Below are 15,796 nucleotides of genomic sequence, written 5' to 3' on the forward strand. Positions count from 1 at the left end.
CCTGCGTCGCGCTAGCGGCGCACGTCGAAATTGAACACCGAAGTGTCGAACGCGTTGTATCCCTCGTAGTCAATCAGGTCATACAGATCGGCGCGATGCTGCATCTCACCGAGCATCGGCTTCAGGGTTCCCTCGCCGAGAAGCTGATCGAGGCCGCGTTCGGCGGCACCCATAGCCAAACGGAGGAGGGAGACGGGCCAGATGACGATGTTCACCCCGACGTCGCGAAGCTGGTCGACGGTGAAGAGGTCGCTCTTGCCGAACTCGGTCATGTTGGCCAGCATGGGCACGTCGATCGCCTGGCGGACGGCTTCGAACTCGGACAGGTCGGCCATCGCTTCGGGGAAGATCGCGTCGGCACCAGCGTCGACGAGGGCTTTGGCCCGGTCGATCGCGGCGCCCAAGCCGTCGACGGCGCGGATGTCGGTGCGGGCCATGATGAGGAGGTTGGGGTCACGGCGGGCGTCGGCTGCGGCGCGGATGCGCTTGAGAGCAGTGTCCTCGTCGACGACCTGCTTGCCATCGAGGTGGCCGCACCGCTTCGGGTTGACCTGGTCCTCGATGTGCAGACCCGCGACGCCGGCATCCTCGAGGGACTGGACGGTGCGGGCGACGTTCATCGGCTCCCCGAACCCGGTGTCCGCATCGACCAGGGCGGGCAGGTCGGTCATACGAGTGATCTGCGCCGACCGGCCGGCGACCTCGGTGAGGGTGGTCAGGCCGATGTCGGGCAGACCGAGATCGGCGGAGAGGACGGCGCCGGAGATGTAGACGCCCTCGAAGCCTTTGCGCTCGATCAGCCGGGCGGAGAGGGGATTGAACGCCCCGGGCATCCGGATCAGTTCACCGGAGGCCAGTCGGGCACGGAACGCGGCCCGCTTCTCGTGGGCGGGGAGGGAGGAGTACAACATCAGAACAGTCCCTTCGGAGTCGGAACGGACGCGAGCACCCCCGGCGCGGCGGTGATCGTGAGACCACCGAGCTCCGCGGCCGACAGCGACGGGAGACGCTCGGCCAGGGCGAGGAAGCGTTCGATCTCTGCCTCCTCCAGCACGTCCTGCGCGAGGGTGCGGAACTTGGTCACATAGTCCGCCCGGGCGAACGGGCGAGCCCCGAGCGGGTGGGCGTCGGCGACGGCGATCTCATCGGTGATCACCCGGCCGTCAGCGAGCCGGATCTCCACCCGGCCGCCGAACGCCTTCTCCGCGGGGTCGATCGAGTGATAGCGGCGGGTCCACTCGGGATCCTCCGTGGTGGTCACCTTGCCCCAGAGCTCCACCGTGTCCGGGCGGGCCGCACGCGACGGCAGGTACGACTCGACGTGGTGCCAGCCGCCGTCCTGGAGGGCGACGGTGAAGATGTACGGGATCGAGTGGTCCAGGGTCTCCCGGGACGCGGTCGGGTCGTACTTCTGCGGGTCGTTCGCCCCCGAACCGATCACGAAGTGCGTGTGGTGCGAGGTGTGGATCAGGATCGACTCCACCCGGGACGGGTCCGCGACCTCCGGGTACGCGTGGTGCAGCTTGCGGGCCAGATCGATCCACGCCTGCGCCTGGTACTCCGCCGAATGCTCCTTCGTGTACGAGTCCAGGATCGCCCGCTTCGCCTCCCCCGAAACCGGCAGCGGCACGTCGTAGGAGGCGGACGGGCCGTCCAGCAGCCAGGCGATCACGCTGTCCTCACCCTCGTAGATCGGGGTCGGGCTCGTCTCGCCGCGCATGGCCCGGTCGATCGCCTCGACCGCCATCTTGCCGGCGAAGGCCGGGGCGTGCGCCTTCCACGACGAGATCTCCCCCTTGCGGGACTGCCGGGTCGCGGTCGTGGTGTGCAGCGCCTGCCCGATGGCCTGGAAGATCGTCTCCACCGGCAGGCCGAGCAGCGTCCCGATGCCGGCGGCAGCCGACGGGCCCAGGTGCGCGACATGGTCGATCTTGTGCGCGTGCAGACTGATCGCCTTCGCCAGATCGATCTGCACCTCGTACCCGGTCGCGATCCCCCGGACCAGCTCGCGGCCGGTCAGGCCGAAGGCGCGGGCCGCGTGCTGGGCGACCGCCGTGATCGGCGGGATGTTGTCGCCGGGATGTGAGTACTCCGCAGCCAGGAAGGTGTCGTGATAGTCGAGCTCCCGAACGGCCACGCCGTTCGCCCACGCGGCCCACTCCGGGGAGACGCGCACGGCCTCCTGCTCGCCGAAGACGGTGGCGCCGTCCTGCGGGCGTTCCGTGGAGCCGGTGAGCTCCTCGAGTTCGCGGACCGGGAGTGGGTGAGCGAGCGCCTGCGAGCGCGCGGAGACGACCGGCCGGCGAGTGAGGGACGCAGCGGCGACGGCCGCGTTGTCGATCACCCGGTTGATCACCATCTCGGTGACCTCGGCGTCGACCTCCACGGGGTCGGCAGCGACCTCCGCGATCTTCCAGGCGAGCTGGTCCTGACGGGCGAGGTTCTCCTCGCTGCGGTGCACACGGACGTTGTGGATCTTCACGTATCGAACCTACCTCGCTACGCTCTGCTCATGGTCCCGGGCCCCTCCCTCCTCGCGTTCGCGCTCGCCTCGGTGGCGCTCATCGTCATTCCGGGCCCGAGCGTGCTCTTCGTGATCGGCCGGTCGCTGGCGCTGGGCCGGGCGGGAGGCCTGCTCAGCGTCCTCGGCAACGCGCTCGGGATGCTGCCCCTCGTGATCGCCGTCGCACTCGGGATCGGCGCGCTCGTGGCGCAGTCGGTCGTCGTGTTCACGGTGATCAAGCTCGTGGGCGCGGCGTACCTGGTGTACCTGGGCATCCAGGCGATCCGCCATCGGCGGCACACCGCGGTGACGCACGAGGACCAGCCGTCGCGGTCGCCGTGGCGCATCCTGGGCGAGGGGTTCCTGGTCGGGCTCACGAACCCGAAGTCACTTGTGTTCTTCGTCGCCGTGCTGCCCCAGTTCGTCGACTACGGCGCCGGCGGCATCCCGCTGCAGCTGTTCGAGCTGGGCGTCGTCTTCCTCGTGCTCGCCCTGCTCTTCGACAGCATCTGGGCGCTGGCCGCGGGCACCGCACGCCAGTGGTTCGGGCGCTCGCCCAAGCGAGTGGAGCGCCTGGGCGCCGCCGGAGGCGTGATGATGATCGGCCTCGGCGGCGTCCTCGCCCTCACGGGCACCAAGCACTGAGGCGGCGGCCCGCACGACCGCCCATGGCCCCGCACGGCGCGGGCTGTGCTCAGATGTCGCCCGCGGTGGCGACCGGGGTGAGCACCGCACGCGCGAGCGTGTGGAAGTGCGCGTTGAAACCGAGCACGGCGGGCGTCGACCCGGGATCGAGGTCGAGGCGCTCGACGTCCAGGGCGTGCACGATCACGTTGTAGTGGTGGGTGCCGGTCCCGGGCGGAGGGCCCGCACCGGTGAAGCTCTTCGCGCCCAGCTCGTTCGAGAGCATCGAGGCGCCCTGCGGCAGATCGGCCCCGCCCTCGGCGCCGGCTCCGGCGGGAAGGGAGTTGACATCCGCCGGGATGTTGAACACCGCCCAGTGCCAGAATCCTGAGCCGGTCGGGGCGTCGGGGTCGTGGATGGTGACGGCGAAGCTCTTCGTCTCGGCCGGGAACCCGCTCCACGCCAGCTGCGGCGAGACGTCTCCGCCTCCGCCGCCGGCGCCCCACTGCTCACGGGAGAGCGGCCGGTCGTCGGCGATGTCGTCGCTGGTCAGGCTGAAGTGAGGGACGGCGCCGAAGCGCTCGAGGGGATCATTCGAGGTCATATCCGTAACCTACGCTCGCCCCGTGCGCAGTGGGCCGGAGGATCAGACGCGCTGAGCGGATTCGGAGATCCCGGCGGGCGCGGGACGCCGGCGGAAGCGCGCGGGGAGTCCGCTGATCCCCCATCCCGTGACGCGGAGCATCGCCTCGGCGACGATTCCGCCGGTCATCTTGGACGCGCCGTGCTCGCGCTCGACGAACGTGATCGGCACCTCGGCGACCGAGAGCCCCGCACGATAGGCGCGGCGCAGCATGTCGATCTGGAAGCAGTACCCCTGGCTCTCCACGTCTGCGAAGTGGATGCGGCTGAGCGCGTCGGCGGTGAAGGCGCGGTAGCCGCCCGTGACGTCACGGACCGGCACCCCGAGCGCGATGCGCGAATAGGCGCTGCCTCCCCGCGACAGCAGTCGGCGGCGGGCGGGCCAGTTGACGACGCCGCCACCGGGGACCCAGCGCGACCCGAGCACGAGGTCGGCGCCCGTTCCGGGCTCGCTCCCGCGCAGGGCGTCGAGCAGGCGGGAGAGCTCCTCCGGGCGGTGCGAGCCGTCCGCATCCATCTCGACGATGCGGTCGTAGCCGGCGTCGAGCGCCCAGCGCATCCCCTCGCGATAGGCGGCGCCGAGGCCGTCCTTACCGGCGCGGTGCAGCACGTGGACGTTGGCGTCGGTCGCCGCCAGAGCGTCCGCGATCTCGCCCGTGCCGTCCGGGGAGTTGTCGTCCACCACGAGCACCTCGGCCGAGGGGACGGACGCGCGCACCCGACCGACGATCGGGCCCACGTTCTCCCGCTCGTTGTAGGTGGGGATGATGACGATGGTTCGCAAGGAACCGCCTTTCTGCCGAAGTGCGCGCCGTGGAGGCTACTCCCACCTTGCCCGAACTGGCTGAACACTTGGCGAACGAAACTTCCGACGCTCGCAGTTTCGCGCGCGCGGGCCGCTGGCGGACGGGCCTCTCACGGCACGGGTCGCCTACCATCGTCAGGTGCCCGTGCCCAAGATCCTGCTCTACTACGCGTTCACACCGCTCCCCGATCCGGAGGCGGTGCGGCTGTGGCAGCGCGACCTCTGCGCGTCGCTCGGGCTGCGCGGCCGCATCCTCATCTCGAAGGACGGCATCAACGGCACAGTCGGGGGCGAACTCGATGCCGTGAAGCGGTATCTGCGCTCCACGCGCGAGTACCCCGGATTCCGGGAGCTGGACGCGAAGTGGAGCAGTGGTTCGGGTCTCGACGCCGACGGACGCAGCCTCGATTTCCCGAAGCTGTCGGTGAAGGTGCGGGAGGAGATCGTGTCCTTCGGCGCACCCGCCGAGCTGCGGGTCGATGAACACGGCGTCGTGGGCGGCGGCGAGCGCCTCGCCCCGCGAGAGCTGCACGAGCTGATCGAGGCGCGCGACGACGTGGTGTTCTTCGACGGGCGCAACCGCTTCGAGGCCGAGATCGGACGGTTCCGGGGCGCCGTCGTCCCGGACGTGGCCAACACCCGCGAGTTCGTGGCGGAGTTGGAGAGCGGCGCGTACGACCACCTCAAGGACAAGCCGGTCGTCACGTACTGCACCGGCGGCATCCGCTGCGAGGTGCTGTCGGGGCTGATGAAGTCGCGCGGGTTCCAGGAGGTGTACCAGCTCGACGGCGGGATCGTCCGGTACGGGGAGGCGTTCGGGGACAGCGGTCTCTGGGAGGGTTCGCTGTACGTCTTCGACGGGCGCGGGTCGGTGACCTTCGGCGAGGAGGCCGCGGTGATCGGCCGGTGCGCGGGATGCGGTGCGGCGACCAGCCGGATGCGCAACTGCGCGGACCCGTCGTGCCACGAGCAGCTCGTGGTCTGCGAGGAGTGCGATGTGCTGCGGTGCGCGGCGCACGCGAATGGCACTGCGGCCGTCCCTGCTGTCGGCACTGCTGCACCGGACGCTCCCCATCGCTGACGGCGAACGGGTTCTCCACCGACTCGTGGGAACCATTGCTGCCCGCTTCGCGTTGCGGCCATCATGAACAGCATGGATCCGGTAGCCACCATCGTCTGGATCGTGTCGTTCGTCCTCGTCACGGTCACCGTCACCGGGCTGTCCCGCCGCGTCGGCTGGTCGGCCCCGGTGGTGCTGGTCGTCGTCGGCGCCGTGGCGTCGTTCATCCCCGGAGTGCCGCAGATCGCCCTGGAACCCGAGGTCGTGCTCTACGGTCTGCTGCCGCCGCTGCTGTTCGCGGCCGCCATCCAGACCTCGATCGTCGACGTCCGCGCCAGGCGCGACGGCATCCTGCTGCTCTCCGTCGGGCTCGTGGCGTTCACCGTGATCGCTGTCGGATTCGCCACGTGGCTCGTGGTGCCGGCCATCACGCTCGCTGCGGCCTTCGCCTTCGGGGCGGTGGTCGCGCCCACGGACACGGTCGCCGTGACCGCGATCGCCGGCCGCGGTCACCTCCCGCGCCGGCTCGTGACCGTGCTCGAGGGCGAGAGCCTGCTCAACGACGCGACCGCGCTCGTGGCCCTGAACGCGAGCATCGCGGCCATCGTCAGCGTGATCAACCCGTGGGCGATCGCGGGCGAGTTCGGTCTGGCGGTCGTGGTCGGCATCGGGGTCGGGCTCGCCGTCGGCTGGGTCCTGGCGATCATCCGCAAGCAGCTCCGCTCCCCCGTGCTGGACACGTCGCTCGGACTCATCACGCCGTACCTGGCGTTCATCCCGTCGCAGTTCCTGCACGGGTCGGGCATCCTCTCGGTCGTCGTGGCGGGCCTGTACCTCGGGTACCGGTCGCCGACCATCCAGACGGCCGAGGCCCGCATCGCGGAGACGATCAACTGGCGCACCATCCAGTTCCTGCTCGAGAACGCGGTGTTCCTGTTCATCGGGCTGGAGCTCTCGAGCATCCTGAGCGGGGCGTTCCGGTCGGGCATCACGGTGTGGGAGACGGTGATCATCAGCGCGGTGGTGCTGGTGGCACTGTTCCTGTCGCGGTTCCTGTGGATGGTGGGCACGACCGCGCTCTACAAGTACGGCCCCCGGCGGCTGCGCGAGCGCGGGTGGTCGTGGCCGACCGGGATCGCGGTGTCGTTCGCCGGCATCCGCGGGGTGGTGACGCTCGCGGCGGTGTTCCTGCTGCCGAAGGAGACGCCGCACCGGGAGTTCCTGCAGTTCCTCGCGTTCGTGGTCGTGGTCGCAACCCTGTTGGAGGGGCTGGCCCTCCCCTGGGTCATCCGCCGCCTCCACCTGCCCTCCCCCGACTTCGCGCAGGAGGCGAGCGAGATGCAGCGGCTGCTCGCCGAAGCGCAGACGGCGGGGCTGGAGCACCTGGAGACGCAGGTGACGGGCAACGAGGACGAGCGGGTGATCGAACGGCTGCGGGTCAACGCCGTCTTCCTCTCGGACGCGCTGGAGAACCCGTCGCCGGACGAGACGGAGGACACCCCGATGGAGTACCGGCACCTGCGCCGCACGATGATCACCGCCGAACGGCAGGCCGTGCTGACCGCGCGCGCGGAGGGACGCTACCAGGAGCCGGCCGTGCGTTCCGTGCTGGCGTTCCTCGACGCGGAGGAGGCGGCGCTCAAATCGTCCGGGCCGGGCAAGAAGACTCTGATGTAGGTCGCGCGCCTACGCGGACACGCGGCCCAGGCGGCTACGCGGTCGTCGTGTCGTCCGCGGGCGCCCGCGCCGCGGCGAGCGCCTGCGCATCCGCCGTCGCGGTCCCGACCCGGCGCGAGCCGCGGGGGCGGCGCGCCCACTGACGGGCCCGCTGGGACGAGAGCGCGAGCACCACGAGGATGTCGAGCGGCAGGCCGAACAGGTTGTTGCGCAGCGAGACCTGCGGGCCACCGTTGAAGAAGTCGATGGCGGCGAACACGATCAGCATCGCGCTGAACGACATCGAGGCGATCCGCGCCCAGTTGCTCCCGAAGAAGACGAGCAGGCCGAGCAGGAAGTAGAAGACGAGCCCCGCACCGAAGATGCCGAGCAGGACACCGAAGATGACGTCGGCCTGATGGCGATCGACCCCGACCAGGTCTCCGGAGGCATACAGCGAGCCCACCCAGGCACGCCAGCTGAGGATCGTGAGGGCGATGAAGAGCGCGCCGGCTCCCACCCGCAGCAGCATGAGCAGGAACCCGAGCGCGATCGGGACCGGACGGCGCTCGGCGAGGGCGATCCTGCGCGCTTCCGCCTGCTGCACCACGCGCGTAGCCTCGGCGTCGACGGGCACCCGCTCCAGATCGATGACGGGGAGGTCGCCGTCGGTCTCGATGCTGTCCCCGCCGCCGTTGCGCGAGTGGTAGCCGGTGGAGAAGTCGCGGATGACGTCGACCTCCACCCCCACGTCGGCGGAGAGCAGGGTGCTGACGATGTGGTCGCGCTCGATGTCGGTGTTGGCGTCGATCTTGTGGGTGATCTGCAGGGTGAAGAGCGAGAACCCGACCGACTTGTCGAAGGTGCCGGCGGCGAGCCAATCCACCTTGTGGCCGCCCGGCAGGAGCCAGCCGTCCGGGCACTTCCAGAACCGCACGTGATGCCGCTTGGCGGGGTTGCCCTTCACCTCCTGCTGGTACGCGACGTCCTGCTGGTGACCGAACAGGAACAGCGGGCTGACCGGTGCCTCGTCGTAGCTGCGCCGCAGCAGGGTGGAGGTGACGATGCGGCGGCTGGAGGCGAAGGTGACGTCGTCGGCCCGCGTCCATCCGGCCGCGCGCATCGCGTCGTCCAACTGCTCCTCCGACCCGAGAAGCGCCAGGTTCACGGGATCGCCGAGCAATCCGTCGCTCGTGCGCGCCCGGCCGATGAAGTAGTCGGGGACGTAGATCTGGGTCAGGATGCGGTGCAGCCGCGGCAGCACCAGATACGCGAGCACGAGCCAGAACAGCACGAAGAACAGGATGAGGAACCAGCCCCAGCCGAAGCTCTCGGTGAAGACCAACCACGCCAGCCAGATCGCGGACGCCCCGCCGAAGAGGAAGAACGCGTAGTCGACGACGGCGTTGACCGACAGTCGGCGCCCCGTCGCCGACAGGGTCTTGCGTCCCTCGCCGGGGGCGTCGTGGGGCGCCTCGCTGGGCGCCACCGGCTGGGTCATGGGGCCATCCTAGAGGTCGCACGCGCGCGGTCGTATGGTGGCGTCATGGCCACCATCACCGAACGCGGCACCGAGCTGCGCCGCCTCCACCACGCCCCCGAACTCCTCCAGGTCGTCAACGTCTGGGATGCGATCACCGCCACGACGATCGCCGCGCTGCCCGAGACCCGCGCACTCGCGACCGCCAGCCACTCCATCGCCGCGACCCTCGGGTACGAGGACGGCGAGAACATCCCGCTCGACCTGATGCTCGACATGGTCGGCCGGATCGTCGCCGCCACCGACCTGCCGGTGAGCGCCGACCTCGAGGGCGGCTACGCCGACGCGGGCGAGACGATCCGCCGGGCGATCGGGGTCGGCGTCGTCGGCGCCAACCTGGAAGACCGGATGCGGCCGTTCGACGAGGCCGTCGCCGTGGCGCGCGACGCGGTCCGTGCGGCGGAGGCCGAAGGCGTGCCCTTCGCGCTCAACGCTCGAACCGACGCGTTCATCCGCGACGGACTCCCCACCGTGGAGGAGAAGACCGAGGAGGCGATCCGCCGCGGACGGGCCTTCCTCGACGTCGGGGCGACGAGCGTCTTCGTGCCGGGACTGCTCGACGAAGCCACCGTCTCCGCCCTGGTGGCGGGCCTCGGCGAACGCACCCTCAGCGTGATCGCGGTGCCCGGCTCCCTCGCGCCGGCGCGACTGCAGGAGCTCGGCGTCGCCCGGGTCTCCTACGGCCCGTGGACCCAGCGCGTGGCGCTCACCGCGCTGCAGGACGCGGCCCAGGCGATCTACGCCGGCGGCGCGCTGCCGGAGGGCACCCGTGACCTCAACTGACGTGACCGGACGGCTCCGGGGCGACCGCCGGACGACCCCGCGTAGGCTGCAGCCATGAGCGACTTCCGGGCGATCGTGATCGAGCAGGAGATCGAGGGCGGCACCATCACCGCCCACACGGCGGAGGTGCGGCGGGTGACCGACGCGTTCCTGATGCCGGGCGATGTCACCGTCGCCGTCGAGTACTCCGACCTCAACTACAAGGACGGCCTCGCCATCGGCGGCAGGCCCGGCGTGGCCCGAACGTCCCCGCTGATCCCCGGCATCGATCTGGTCGGGACGGTCGAGGCGAGCGACGATCCGCGCTGGTCGCCCGGCGACCGGGTCGTCCTCAACGGCGACGGGATCGGCGAGTCGCACCACGGCGGCCTCGCCGAACGGGCGCGGGTGCGCGGTGACGCCCTCGTGCGCATCCCGGACGCGATCGCGTCCGCGCAGGCCGCGGCGATCGGCACCGCCGGTTTCACGGCGATGCTCTCGGTGCTCGCGCTCGAACGCAACGGCGTGGACCCGGACGAGGTCCGCGAGAGCGGCAGCAGCGTCCTGGTGACGGGCGCGGCGGGCGGCGTCGGCTCGGTCGCCATCGCGGTGCTGGCCGGGCTCGGCTACCCCGTGACGGCCTCCACCGGCCGGCCGGAGGAGCTCGCCGGCTACCTGACCGACCTCGGCGCGTCCACGATCATCGACCGCGCCGAGCTCTCGGACCCGGGCCGTCCGCTGCAGAGCCAGCGCTGGGCGGGCGTCGTGGATGCTGTGGGCAGTCACACCCTCGTCAACGCCCTCGCGCAGACGCGCTACGGCGGCACCGTGACGGCGTGCGGGCTCGCTCAGGGCCCCGACCTGCCCGGCACCGTGCTCCCGTTCATCCTGCGCGGCGTGACGCTGGTCGGCATCAACTCGGTGGAGGCGCCCGCCGCGCTGCGCGAGACGGCCTGGCGGCGACTCGCCCTCGACCTCGACGAGGAGACGCTCGCCGCGATGACGACGGTCATCCCGCTCGCAGACGCGATCCCCGCCGCGGAGGACATCCTCGGCGGGCGGCTGCGCGGGCGCACCGTGGTCGACGTGCGCGCCTGAGCCCGCCGCCGCGGAGCCTCCCCGTATGCTGGGCGGCATGATCGTCCTCGCCACCGTCGTGGTCACGCTCGCCGCCGCCCTGCACGTCGCGATCTTCTTCATGGAGAGCGTCGCCTGGGGTCGCCCCACCGTCTGGAAGCGGTTCGGGGTCGCCGACCAGCAGGCGGCTGACACCACCAAGCCGATGGCATACAACCAGGGCTTCTACAACCTGTTCCTCGCGATCGGCGCCGTGGTGGGCCTCATCCTCTACGGCGTCGGACTGCACCCGGCCGGGTTGGCGCTCATCCTCTTCACGATGGGCTGCATGTTCGCCGCCTCGGTCGTGCTGCTGACGACCGGCAAGGGATACTGGCGCGCGTCGATCACCCAGGGCACGCTGCCGCTCATCGGCTTCATCCTGATGCTGCTCTCCTGAGCGGCGGCGGCGTGCGCCGGGGCGGCGTCAGCGGCGTCAGCGCAGCTCCGGCGCCACCGACTCGGGCCGGAGTCCCCGGCCGATCACCCGCGCGGTCACCTGCTGCAGCAGCGGGGTCCCTGCGGCGAGCGCCGTCCTGACCGCGGGAGGCAGCGGGTCGGGCAGCCCCTCCGGGCCGCCGGGCCGGGCGATCCCGCGGTGGGCGGCGAGCTGGATGCGCTGCATCGCCGCGACCGGGGGCAGCCGACGGCGCTGGATGCCGTCGAGCACCCGCAGGTCGACCTCCCCCGCGCGCAGGGGCGCGACCAGGGCGTTCGCGGCGGCCACGGCATCCTGCACGGCATAGTTCACGCCCACCCCGAACGCCGGCGACATGGCGTGGGCCGCGTCGCCGATCGCGAGGAAGCCCCGCCGGTACCAACGGTCGAGCCGGTCGATCTGCACGCTCAGGAGCTTGACCTGCTCCCAGTCGTCGATCGTCGCCAGAGACTCATGGAGGAACGGCGCGGCGGCCTCCACCGCCCGCCGGAACGCGTCGAGCCCCGCCGCCTTCAGCTGGTCGATGCCGCCCTTCGCGATGATGAGGCCGGTCTGGTAGTAGTCTCCGCGGTCGATCGTGATCACCATCGAACCGTGCCGGAGGTAGGCGAGGGTGCTCGGCGGCGGATCGGCCGGCTTCGGCACCCGGAACCAGAGCACGTCGATCGGCACCCCGAACCGGCGCGGCCGGAGCGCGGCGGCCTCCCGGAGCGCCGAGTCGCGGCCGTCCGCGGCAACGGTCAGCGTTGCCGCGATCGTGAGCTCGCCGTCCGGGCCGCGCGCCGTCACCCCGGTGACCGCGCCGTCGGCCCAGGTCAGCCCGGTCGCTGTTGTCTCCATCAGCAGCCGGAAGCCCGGATACTGAGCGGCCTCGCCCGCGAGGAAGGACAGGAAGTCCCATTGCGGCGCCAGCACGAGGAAGTCGTCCGGCGGCCCGAGGCGCGCGAAATCGACCGGGTGCAGCCGGGTGCCGCTCACCACCGCGTCGAGCGTGCGCACACTCGTGTGCGGCAGGCCGAGGAACCGGTCGCGCAGCCCCAGCTCCCCGAGCACGCCGATGGTGGAGGGGTGGATGGTGTCGCCGCGGAAGTCGCGGAAGAAGTCCGCGTGCTTCTCGAGCACGACGACATCGAGCCCGTTGCGGGCGAGGAGGAGGCCGAGCATGACGCCGGCCGGGCCGCCTCCGGAGATCACGCAGTCCGCCTGAAGCACATCCATGCTTCCGCAGCGTATCCTCCCGCCATGGCCATCGTCGCGTCCGTCTTCGTCTCCCTCGCCGCGGTGGTGCACCTCGCCGTGTTCGCGTCGCAGACGATCGGCTGGTCGTCGCCGTCCGTCTGGCGGCGCTACGGCGTCGCCTCGCAACGGGATGCCGAGGTCACCCGGCCGCTCGCCTACACGCAGGGCTTCCACAACCTGTTCCTGGCGGGCGGCGCCATCGTGGGCCTGGTGCTCTACTGGACGACCCTGCGGCACGTCGGGTTCGGGCTGATGTTCTTCACGTGCGCCTGCATGGTGCTCGCCGCGGTGGTGCAGCTGACCGTCGGCGGCCGTAAACCGCTGGCGGCGCTGGTGCAGGGCCTCCCGCCGCTCGTCGGGCTCGTGCTCTTCATCGTCGCCCAGGCCGGCTGACCGCCGAGCGCACTACTCGATGATCTCGCCCTCGGCCGGGAGGTCGTCGACGTCGACGCGGAGCGCCTCGACCAGCTTGGCGGCGTGCGGCGTCGAGACGATCACCCGCGAGTAGTCCTCGCCGTCGAGATCGATCACGACCGCGGCGCGCTGCTTGCCCTTGATGAGCAGGAAGTCCTGGCCGCCGTGGAACTTCCACGTGCCGACCGACAGCGTGAGGGGCACGGCCGCCCCGGGAGCGCGGATGCCGCGGATCCAGATCCACGGGTCCTCGGTGATGGCGACCGAACGGATGCTGTCACGCGGGATGACCAGGTCGTCCCGCTTGAGGGCGAGCACCTTCTCGGCCCGCGTGAGATGGACCTCCAGGCGGTCGGGGTGCACGTACAGGTCGGCCATGCCTCTATCCTGCCAAGCCCTCGGGTCGTGCGGCAGTGCCGAACCTCACAAAGCCATAACCCTTGGGTTGTGCTCGTCGGGTGACGCTCGACGAGTCCGTGCGCCGACGCTGCATGTATCCTTCTCGTCGTGGCAACCCAGAGACGGACTCCGGGCTCGCAGACTTCACTTCGTGAAGCCAACCGGGCTCGAATCGTCGATGCCATCAAGAAGCACGGCGGCCTGACCCAGGTCGAACTCGCGGGCGCGACCGGCCTCTCCCCCGCGACGGTGTCGAACATCGTCAAGGAGCTGTCGACCTCCGGCGTGCTGCACACCACGCAGAGCATCCGCAGCGGACGGCGCGCCCAGCACGTCACCCTGGCGCACGCCCTCGGCCTCGTCGTCGGCGTCCATTTCTCCACGCGGCACCTGCGCGTCGCGCTCGCCGACGTCGCGCACACCGTCGTCGCCGAGAACCACATGCCGCTCGCCCGTGACCACCGCGCCGACAACGAGCTCGACAAGGTCTCGATGCTGCTGAGCGACATGCTCGACTCGGTCGAGGCCTCCCGTGACGAGGTCCTCGCCGTCGGCATCGCCCTCCCGGCGCCGCTCGACCGCGCGAGCGGGACCATCGCCCGCAGCGGCATCATGCGCGGCTGGGACGGCGTGGTCGTGGCCGACGCCATGGAGCGCCGGGTGAAGCGCCCGGTGTTCGTCGACAACGCGGCCAATCTGACCGCGCTGGCCGAGTCGCGCTTCGGCGCGGGACGCGGCAAGGGCAACTCGATCACGCTCGACATCGGCGACGGGATCGGCGCCGGGCTGCTGCTGAACGGCCAGCTGTTCCGCGGCAACAACGGCGTCGCCGGCGAGTTCGGCCACACGACCATCCGCGAGAACGGGCCCCTCTGCCGCTGCGGCAACCGCGGCTGCCTGGAGGCGATCGCCGGGGGCCCCGCCATCCTGGACGAGCTGCGCGACCACCTCGGCAGCCTCAAGCTCGGCGACGTGGTGCTGCAGGCCATGGCCGGGGATGCGCGCTGCATCCGCGCGATCGCCGACGCCGGCAAGCACATCGGCGTCGCCACCGCGAACCTCTGCAACCTGCTCGACCCAGAGCGCGTCGTGGTGGGCGGCGAGCTGGCCCGCGCGGGCGAGCTCCTGCTCGGCCCGATGCGCCACGCGGTCGAGCGCTCCATCATCGTCGGCGAGGATCTGATGCCCGACATCGTGCAAGGCCAGCTCGGCACGCGCGCGGCGACGCTCGGCGCCGTCGCGTACGCGGTCGACCGGGTCTCGCTGACGCCGCAGAGCGCGTCGCTCTGACCCTCCGCATCCCGCTGTCCCCCACCGTCCCCCGAACGTGACCAACCGTTATCGAATGCGTTGACTTCAAGTATTGACGCCAAGACTCGCACCTGACACACTCAACCCAGCCGCCAAGGACGGCGGGCTCGAACCGGAGGTTTTTCAATGAAGATCGCCACCAAGAGAGGAATGATCGCGGCATCCGCGGTCCTCCTCGCAGCACTCAGTCTCACTGCCTGTTCGAACGGCTCCGGGAGTGGAAGCTCCTCCACTGCGGACGCCTCCAAGGCCCAGATCGGCCTTCTCCTCCCCGACTCCGTCACCGCCCGCTACGAAGCAGCCGACAAGCCCTTCTTCGAGGCCAAGATCAAGAGCCTCTGCCCCGACTGCAAGGTGCTCTACGCGAACGCCGACGGCGACGCCAGCAAGCAGCAGCAGCAGGCGGAGTCCATGCTGACGCAGGGCGTCAAGGTGCTCGTCCTCGACCCGTTCGACGGCGAGGCAGCGGCCTCCATCGTCGGCGAGGCCAAGGCCAAGAGCGTCCCGGTCATCTCCTACGACCGCCTCATCAACAGCAAGGACGTCAACTACTACATCTCCTTCGACAACGAGGAGGTCGGCAAACTGCAGGGCACGGCCCTGGTCGACAAGCTCAAGAAGGACGGCGTCCCCGCCGGCAGCGGCATCCTGATGGTCAACGGCTCGCCGACCGACAACAACGCGACCCTGTTCAAGAAGGGCGCCCACAGCGTCATCGACACGAGCGGCTACAAGGTGCTCGCCGAGTACGACACACCAGGATGGGACCCGGCACAGGCCCAGAACTGGGTCTCCGGCCAGATCACGCAGTTCGGCAGCCAGATCAAGGGCATCTACGCGGCCAACGACGGCACGGGCGGCGGCGCGATCGCCGCACTCAAGGCGGCCAACGTCTCGCCGATCCCGCCGGTCACCGGACAGGACGCCGAGCTCGCGGGCATCCAGCGCATCCTCGCCGGCGACCAGTACATGACCGTCTACAAGGCCATCCAGCCGGAGGCAGAGAAGGCGGCCGAGCTCGCGATCGCACTCACCAAGGCCCAGAAGCCGGCGGGTGACACGAGCGTCGACACAGCGGGCGGCGCGAAGATCGCGTCGTTCCTCCTGAAGCCGGTCGCGGTCACGACCGACAACATCGAGAGCACCGTCGTCAAGGACGAGTTCTACGGGGCCGACTCGGCCGCGAAGATCTGCACCGCGGACTACAAGGCGGCGTGCGACAAGTACGGAATCAAGTAACACCTGGCAGCACGGCCCTCCAGATGCGGATCGACGCACCTGGAGGG

The 15,796-nt window shown here is 70.5% G+C and carries 16 protein-coding genes; 9 read left to right on the forward strand and 7 right to left on the reverse strand.

The annotated features are described in order from the left end of the window. Positions 1 to 11: 11 nt before the first annotated feature. Both prpB and FHX33_RS10630 read right to left on the reverse strand, forming a co-directional pair. Positions 12 to 911, reverse strand: coding sequence for a methylisocitrate lyase (gene prpB / locus FHX33_RS10625; RefSeq protein WP_021765513.1), 900 nt, complete (start codon positions 909 to 911; stop codon positions 12 to 14). Further along, positions 911 to 2,482: an MmgE/PrpD family protein gene (locus tag FHX33_RS10630; protein WP_039924222.1), complete on the reverse strand. Its 1,572-nt coding sequence runs from the start codon at positions 2,480 to 2,482 to the stop codon at positions 911 to 913. The genes prpB and FHX33_RS10630 overlap by 1 nt, the downstream gene beginning before the upstream one ends. A gap of 30 nt (positions 2,483 to 2,512) precedes the next feature. Here FHX33_RS10630 and FHX33_RS10635 point away from each other — a divergent pair, with 30 nt between their 5' ends. Further along, the gene (locus FHX33_RS10635) at positions 2,513 to 3,148 is read left to right on the forward strand and encodes a LysE family translocator (protein ID WP_021765511.1); all 636 of its coding nucleotides are present in this window, start codon (positions 2,513 to 2,515) and stop codon (positions 3,146 to 3,148) included. A 49-nt stretch (positions 3,149 to 3,197) separates the two neighbouring features. Here FHX33_RS10635 and FHX33_RS10640 read toward each other — a convergent pair whose 3' ends face one another. Together FHX33_RS10640 and FHX33_RS10645 are read right to left on the reverse strand one after the other, a co-directional pair. Beyond that, on the reverse strand, positions 3,198 to 3,731 hold the full coding sequence (locus FHX33_RS10640; protein ID WP_021765510.1) for a YbhB/YbcL family Raf kinase inhibitor-like protein: 534 nt from the start codon (positions 3,729 to 3,731) through the stop codon (positions 3,198 to 3,200). 42 nt (positions 3,732 to 3,773) lie between these two features. Next, positions 3,774 to 4,553: a polyprenol monophosphomannose synthase gene (locus FHX33_RS10645; RefSeq protein WP_021765509.1), complete on the reverse strand. Its 780-nt coding sequence runs from the start codon at positions 4,551 to 4,553 to the stop codon at positions 3,774 to 3,776. A gap of 160 nt (positions 4,554 to 4,713) precedes the next feature. Here FHX33_RS10645 and trhO point away from each other — a divergent pair, with 160 nt between their 5' ends. Both trhO and FHX33_RS10655 read left to right on the forward strand, forming a co-directional pair. After that, positions 4,714 to 5,655: an oxygen-dependent tRNA uridine(34) hydroxylase TrhO gene (gene trhO, locus FHX33_RS10650; protein ID WP_021765508.1), complete on the forward strand. Its 942-nt coding sequence runs from the start codon at positions 4,714 to 4,716 to the stop codon at positions 5,653 to 5,655. A gap of 72 nt (positions 5,656 to 5,727) precedes the next feature. Next, entirely contained in the window at positions 5,728 to 7,311 is a 1,584-nt protein-coding gene (locus tag FHX33_RS10655) for a Na+/H+ antiporter (protein ID WP_246397250.1), read from the forward strand. Between the two features lie 34 nt (positions 7,312 to 7,345). Here the strand turns inward: FHX33_RS10655 and FHX33_RS10660 are convergent, their stop codons facing one another. Further along, positions 7,346 to 8,791 (reverse strand): LssY C-terminal domain-containing protein, encoded by a 1,446-nt coding sequence (locus FHX33_RS10660; RefSeq protein WP_183428491.1) that lies wholly within the window; start codon positions 8,789 to 8,791, stop codon positions 7,346 to 7,348. Positions 8,792 to 8,836: 45 nt separating this feature from the next. Here FHX33_RS10660 and FHX33_RS10665 point away from each other — a divergent pair, with 45 nt between their 5' ends. Genes FHX33_RS10665 through FHX33_RS10675 form a run of 3 tightly spaced genes read left to right on the forward strand, consistent with a single transcriptional unit; the run spans position 8,837 to position 11,108 of the window. Continuing rightward, positions 8,837 to 9,613, forward strand: coding sequence for an isocitrate lyase/PEP mutase family protein (locus tag FHX33_RS10665; RefSeq protein ID WP_039922234.1), 777 nt, complete (start codon positions 8,837 to 8,839; stop codon positions 9,611 to 9,613). A gap of 54 nt (positions 9,614 to 9,667) precedes the next feature. Then, entirely contained in the window at positions 9,668 to 10,690 is a 1,023-nt protein-coding gene (locus FHX33_RS10670; RefSeq protein ID WP_021763028.1) for an MDR family oxidoreductase, read from the forward strand. Between the two features lie 37 nt (positions 10,691 to 10,727). Beyond that, a complete protein-coding gene (locus FHX33_RS10675) occupies positions 10,728 to 11,108 on the forward strand; it encodes a DUF1304 domain-containing protein (protein ID WP_039922237.1) in 381 nt (126 codons plus the stop codon). 36 nt (positions 11,109 to 11,144) lie between these two features. Here FHX33_RS10675 and FHX33_RS10680 read toward each other — a convergent pair whose 3' ends face one another. Next, a complete protein-coding gene (locus tag FHX33_RS10680) occupies positions 11,145 to 12,365 on the reverse strand; it encodes an FAD-dependent oxidoreductase (protein WP_183428492.1) in 1,221 nt (406 codons plus the stop codon). Positions 12,366 to 12,389: 24 nt separating this feature from the next. Between FHX33_RS10680 and FHX33_RS10685 the strand changes: the two genes are divergently transcribed. Next, positions 12,390 to 12,779 carry a DUF1304 domain-containing protein gene (locus FHX33_RS10685; protein ID WP_021763040.1) on the forward strand — a complete coding sequence of 130 codons (390 nt, stop codon included), beginning with the start codon at positions 12,390 to 12,392 and terminating at the stop codon, positions 12,777 to 12,779. Positions 12,780 to 12,791: 12 nt separating this feature from the next. Here the strand turns inward: FHX33_RS10685 and FHX33_RS10690 are convergent, their stop codons facing one another. Further along, the gene (locus FHX33_RS10690; RefSeq protein ID WP_021763039.1) at positions 12,792 to 13,178 is read right to left on the reverse strand and encodes a hypothetical protein; all 387 of its coding nucleotides are present in this window, start codon (positions 13,176 to 13,178) and stop codon (positions 12,792 to 12,794) included. Between the two features lie 129 nt (positions 13,179 to 13,307). On the opposite strand from FHX33_RS10690, the gene FHX33_RS10695 reads away from it, so the two are divergent. Continuing rightward, positions 13,308 to 14,489 carry an ROK family transcriptional regulator gene (locus FHX33_RS10695; RefSeq protein ID WP_021763038.1) on the forward strand — a complete coding sequence of 394 codons (1,182 nt, stop codon included), beginning with the start codon at positions 13,308 to 13,310 and terminating at the stop codon, positions 14,487 to 14,489. Between the two features lie 147 nt (positions 14,490 to 14,636). After that, positions 14,637 to 15,749, forward strand: coding sequence for an ABC transporter substrate-binding protein (locus FHX33_RS10700; RefSeq protein WP_021763037.1), 1,113 nt, complete (start codon positions 14,637 to 14,639; stop codon positions 15,747 to 15,749). Positions 15,750 to 15,796: the final 47 nt, after the last annotated feature.

The sequence above is a fragment of the Leifsonia aquatica genome, from assembly GCF_014190775.1.
In the GTDB taxonomy this organism is placed as follows: Bacteria; Actinomycetota; Actinomycetes; order Actinomycetales; family Microbacteriaceae; genus Leifsonia; species Leifsonia aquatica.

Coding starts and splice junctions, on each gene's coding strand:
- FHX33_RS10665 (WP_039922234.1), top strand. CDS start 8,837: ATGGCCACCATCACCGAACGCGGCACCGAGCTGCGCCGCCTCCACCAC.
- FHX33_RS10635 (WP_021765511.1), top strand. CDS start 2,513: ATGGTCCCGGGCCCCTCCCTCCTCGCGTTCGCGCTCGCCTCGGTGGCG.
- FHX33_RS10680 (WP_183428492.1), bottom strand. CDS start 12,365: ATGGATGTGCTTCAGGCGGACTGCGTGATCTCCGGAGGCGGCCCGGCC.
- FHX33_RS10675 (WP_039922237.1), top strand. CDS start 10,728: ATGATCGTCCTCGCCACCGTCGTGGTCACGCTCGCCGCCGCCCTGCAC.
- prpB (WP_021765513.1), bottom strand. CDS start 911: ATGTTGTACTCCTCCCTCCCCGCCCACGAGAAGCGGGCCGCGTTCCGT.
- FHX33_RS10700 (WP_021763037.1), top strand. CDS start 14,637: ATGAAGATCGCCACCAAGAGAGGAATGATCGCGGCATCCGCGGTCCTC.
- FHX33_RS10640 (WP_021765510.1), bottom strand. CDS start 3,731: ATGACCTCGAATGATCCCCTCGAGCGCTTCGGCGCCGTCCCTCACTTC.
- FHX33_RS10685 (WP_021763040.1), top strand. CDS start 12,390: ATGGCCATCGTCGCGTCCGTCTTCGTCTCCCTCGCCGCGGTGGTGCAC.
- FHX33_RS10660 (WP_183428491.1), bottom strand. CDS start 8,791: ATGACCCAGCCGGTGGCGCCCAGCGAGGCGCCCCACGACGCCCCCGGC.
- FHX33_RS10670 (WP_021763028.1), top strand. CDS start 9,668: ATGAGCGACTTCCGGGCGATCGTGATCGAGCAGGAGATCGAGGGCGGC.
- FHX33_RS10690 (WP_021763039.1), bottom strand. CDS start 13,178: ATGGCCGACCTGTACGTGCACCCCGACCGCCTGGAGGTCCATCTCACG.
- FHX33_RS10655 (WP_246397250.1), top strand. CDS start 5,728: ATGGATCCGGTAGCCACCATCGTCTGGATCGTGTCGTTCGTCCTCGTC.